The organism is Neisseria sp. P0021.S005 (genome assembly GCF_051956955.1).
Map to the genome: position 1 here is coordinate 1 of NZ_JBQCWY010000280.1, position 3,832 is coordinate 3,832.

The 3,832-nt window shown below is 51.0% G+C and carries 5 protein-coding genes; all 5 read right to left on the bottom strand.

Annotation, left to right across the window (positions count from 1 at the left end; genetic code table 11):
• On the bottom strand, positions 1 to 109 hold a 109-nt coding region (locus ACTHUE_RS12640), incomplete at its 3' end, for a 2Fe-2S iron-sulfur cluster-binding protein (RefSeq protein WP_440423630.1).
• Positions 110 to 168: 59 nt separating this feature from the next.
• Positions 169 to 1,464, bottom strand: a complete 1,296-nt coding sequence (gene nuoF / locus ACTHUE_RS12645) for an NADH-quinone oxidoreductase subunit NuoF (RefSeq protein WP_049335752.1) — start codon at positions 1,462 to 1,464, stop codon at positions 169 to 171.
• 57 nt (positions 1,465 to 1,521) lie between these two features.
• Positions 1,522 to 1,995, bottom strand: a complete 474-nt coding sequence (gene nuoE, locus ACTHUE_RS12650; RefSeq protein WP_049335750.1) for an NADH-quinone oxidoreductase subunit NuoE — start codon at positions 1,993 to 1,995, stop codon at positions 1,522 to 1,524.
• 53 nt (positions 1,996 to 2,048) lie between these two features.
• On the bottom strand, positions 2,049 to 2,489 hold the full coding sequence (locus ACTHUE_RS12655; protein ID WP_049335747.1) for a hypothetical protein: 441 nt from the start codon (positions 2,487 to 2,489) through the stop codon (positions 2,049 to 2,051).
• A 72-nt stretch (positions 2,490 to 2,561) separates the two neighbouring features.
• On the bottom strand, positions 2,562 to 3,818 hold the full coding sequence (gene nuoD / locus ACTHUE_RS12660; protein WP_049335746.1) for an NADH dehydrogenase (quinone) subunit D: 1,257 nt from the start codon (positions 3,816 to 3,818) through the stop codon (positions 2,562 to 2,564).
• Between the last annotated feature and the right edge of the window lie 14 nt (positions 3,819 to 3,832).

Consider the following 3,832-nt stretch of genomic DNA (forward strand, 5'->3'; position numbering starts at 1 on the left):
TGTGGTAACAGAAATGCGGGATATAAGTACCGAGCTTGTGCGCGGCTTCAATCACCGTCGCGCCCTGCTCCACAGATACCTGTTTGCCGTCGATTTCGATTTGTAACATGGTTCGTTCCTAGTTACGTGTATTTAATAAATAATTCTTTTAGAGGCCGTCTGAAAAACTTAGCACCACTTATTCGGTTTCATCGGTCCGCCGTGTTCGATGTAATGCACAAACTCATCACGGAAATGCTTGGTAAAGCTGCGGACAGGGAAGACGGCGGCATCGGCAAGGGCGCAGATGGTGCGGCCTGCCATTTGGTTACCGACAGAATCCAGCAAATCCAAGTCTTCCATGCGGCCTTTGCCTTCTACGATGCGGTGGACGATGCGGTAAAGCCAGCCCGTACCTTCACGACAAGGCGTACATTGGCCGCAAGACTCGTCGTAGTAGAAGTAGCTCAGGCGCTCAAGGGCTTTCACCATGCACACGTCTTCGTCCATGACGATAATCGCGCCGGAACCCAGCATCGAGCCGGCTTTGGAAATCGAGTCATAGTCCATATTGGTCTGCATCATGATATCGGCAGGCAAAACTGGCGCGGACGAACCGCCGGGAATAACGGCCTTGAGTTTTTTACCGCCGCGCATACCGCCCGCCATTTTCAGGACTTCGGCAAACGGTGTACCCAATGGCACTTCATAGTTGCCCGGACGCTCGACATGACCGGAAATACAGAACAATTTGGTACCGCCTGCATTCGGAATACCTTTATCGGCAAATGTCTGTCCGCCGTCGCGGATAATGAAGGGGACAGAGGAGAACGTTTCAGTATTGTTGATGGTAGTCGGTTTGCCGTACAGGCCGAACGAAGCAGGGAATGGCGGCTTAAAGCGAGGCTGGCCTTTTTTGCCTTCCAGCGATTCGAGCAATGCGGTTTCTTCGCCGCAAATATATGCGCCGTAGCCGTGGTGGGCGAAGAGTTCAAATTCAAAATCCGAGCCTAAAATATTTTTACCCAAAAAGCCTGCGGCACGCGCCTGCTCCAAAGCGGCCTCAAAACGTTGGTAGCCTTCAAAAATTTCGCCGTGGATATAGTTGTAGCCGGCTTTCGCACCCATCGCGTAACCGGCAATAATCATGCCTTCAATCAAGGCATGAGGATTGAACATGATGATGTCGCGGTCTTTAAATGTACCCGGCTCGCCTTCGTCGGTGTTACAAACCACATATTTTTCGCCCGGGAAGGAACGGGGCATAAAGCTCCATTTCAAACCGGTCGGGAAGCCCGCACCGCCACGACCGCGCAAACCGGAGGTTTTGACTTCGTCAATCACATCGGTTTGCGAGATGTTTTCGGACAGGATTTTACGCAGGGCGGTATAGCCGCCACGTTTGACGTATTCGTCCAATGTCCAGCAATCGGGATTGGCGGTATCCACTTGGTCAAAAATCACGCCTGATTGGTAAATAGCCATTTTTGGTGTGCCTGTTTGTTTTCGTATAGGTTGCAGCCGTTGTTTTCAGACGGCCTTTTATTTCAGTTCGGCAAGTTTCTTGTCAATCGCTTCTTCGGTCATAAAGCTGCACATGCTGTGGTTGTTGACCAGCATAACCGGAGCGTCGCCGCATGCGCCCATACATTCGCCTTCGACAAGGGTAAATTTGCCGTCAGGCGTGGTTTCACCGTAGCCGATACCGAGTTTTTGTTTGAGGTATTCGCCGGTAGCCATACCGCCGCGCAGGGCGCAGGGCAGGTTGGTACAAACGGTCAGTTTGTATTTGCCGACAGGCTCAAGGTCGTACATATTGTAGAAAGTAGCGACTTCGTAGGCTTGTGCAGGCGAGATGCCGATATAGTTTGCGACAAAGGCGATGGTCTCAGGAGCAAGCCAGCCTTTTTCGGTCTGGGCAATACGCAGCGCACCCATAATGGCGGAGCGGTGGCAATCAGCTGGGTATTTGGCCAGTTCTGTGTCGATTTGTTGCAACGATTGTGCGGATAACATGGTTTTATTCTCGATAAAATGATGGGCAGGTTTCAGACTGCCTGAAGACTAATTTAAACGGTTAAATCCACTCTTCGTTTTGCAAATGATTTCACTACGGCTTCATACCATTGTTTAATGGTTTGAGTGGTTTCCACATCATCATTGGCGCAGCGGTTTAGTGTACCGCGCGGCTGTTTTAATATTTTTGGGTCAATCGCCCAATCCAATACGCGGATAGGACGGCGGTTCACAATCCATGCAGTTTCCGGATTTGCATCATCGGTAACCTTATATGCTCCGCCGGTAACTTGAACAAGCGCAATCAATTCTTGACCGCGTTTTAGCGCAACAATGTCATTAACCTGAATTTCATTGATAAATGCGGCAATTTGACCTTCTCCGCCTTTCCACTGTCCCAAACCGATGATTTTTTTGTGTTCTAAAATCCAATCAATGTTTTCAGAAAATTCCATTTCGCCAGTTGGATGCATCTGCATATGCCAAAAATTCATTTCTAATATTCCTCGTATTTGTTTGCCCAGCTTTCAGGCAGCCTGAAAAGTGCAGGCTGTTTTTTTTACGGCTTACCTGTCCACTTCCCCGAATACGATGTCTTGCGTGCCGATGATGGCAACGACGTCGGCCAGCATGTGGCCTTTTGCCATTTCGTCCATGCCTTGCAGATGGGCGAAGCCGGGTGCGCGGATTTTCAGGCGGTAGGGTTTGTTTGCGCCGTCTGAAATGATGTAAACGCCGAACTCGCCTTTCGGATGTTCGACAGCGGTGTAGGTCTCGCCCTCGAGAACGTGCATACCTTCGGTAAAGAGTTTGAAATGGTGAATCAGGTCTTCCATACCTGTTTTCATTTCGGTACGTTTGGGCGGAGCGAATTTGTGGTTTGTGGTAATGACCGGACCCGGATTAACACGCAACCACTCGGAACATTGTTTGATGATGCGTACGGATTGACGCATTTCTTCCATACGGCAGAGGTAGCGGTCGTAGCAGTCGCCGTTGATGCCGACGGGGATGTCGAAATCCATTTTGTCGTACACTTCGTAAGGCTGTGTCTTACGCACGTCCCATTCCACGCCGGAACCGCGCAACATAACGCCGGTAAAGCCTTTTTGCATGGCGCGCTCAGGAGTGACAACGCCGATGCCGACGGTACGCTGTTTCCAAATACGGTTGTCGGTCAGGAGGGTTTCGAGTGTGTCGATGTTTTTCGGGAAGCGCTCGCAGAAGGCGTCGATAAAGTCGAGCATGGTGCCTTCACGGGATTCGTTGAGCTGCTTCAATACTTTGGCGTTGCGGAATTTGCTGCTCTCGTATTTAGGCATGAAGTCGGGCAGGTCGCGGTAAACGCCACCGGGACGGAAATAGGCTGCGTGCATACGCGCGCCGGAAACGGCTTCGTACAAGTCCATCAGCTCTTCGCGGTCGCGGAAGGCGTAGAGGATGGCGGTCATCGCGCCAATGTCGAAGGCATGCGAACCGATGCCCATCAAGTGATTGAGAATGCGCGTTACTTCGGCAAACATCACGCGGATGTATTGGGCGCGGATAGGCACATCGATACCGGCAAGTTTTTCTACTGCCAAACAATACGCCTGCTCATTGACCATCATGGAAACATAGTCCAAGCGGTCCATATAGGGCAGGGCTTGCAGATAGGTTTTGGTTTCAGCCAGTTTTTCAGTACCGCGGTGCAGGAGGCCGATATGTGGGTCGGCACGGACGATGGTTTCGCCCTCCAACTCCAAAATCATACGCAATACGCCGTGCGCCGCAGGGTGTTGCGGGCCGAAGTTGATGGTGTAGTTTCTTAATTTATTGGCCACCGTAGTTCTCCTCA

Coding starts and splice junctions, on each gene's coding strand:
- nuoF (WP_049335752.1), bottom strand. CDS start 1,464: ATGGCTATTTACCAATCAGGCGTGATTTTTGACCAAGTGGATACCGCC.
- ACTHUE_RS12655 (WP_049335747.1), bottom strand. CDS start 2,489: ATGAATTTTTGGCATATGCAGATGCATCCAACTGGCGAAATGGAATTT.
- nuoE (WP_049335750.1), bottom strand. CDS start 1,995: ATGTTATCCGCACAATCGTTGCAACAAATCGACACAGAACTGGCCAAA.